General features: G+C 51.5%; 1 rRNA gene. It reads left to right on the top strand.

Annotated elements, in window-relative coordinates:
• A 23S ribosomal RNA gene (locus AAC855_RS21825) occupies positions 1-225 on the top strand; the annotation flags it as partial.
• Between the last annotated feature and the right edge of the window lie 12 nt (positions 226-237).

The following is a 237-nucleotide window of genomic DNA, read 5'->3' on the forward strand; positions in this document are numbered from 1 at the left end:
CCACTGGTGTTCGGGTTGTCATGCCAATGGCACTGCCCGGTAGCTAAGTGCGGAAGAGATAACCGCTGAAAGCATCTAAGCGGGAAACTTGCCTTGAGATGAGTCTTCCCTGATTCCTAGAGAATCCTAAAGGAACGTTCGAGACGAGGACGTAGATAGGCTGGGTGTGTAAGCGTTGCGAGACGTTGAGCTAACCAGTACTAATGAACCGTGCGGCTTAACCTGACAACACCGAAG

It is taken from the genome of Xenorhabdus bharatensis (assembly GCF_037996705.1).
GTDB lineage: Bacteria > Pseudomonadota > Gammaproteobacteria > Enterobacterales > Enterobacteriaceae > Xenorhabdus > Xenorhabdus bharatensis.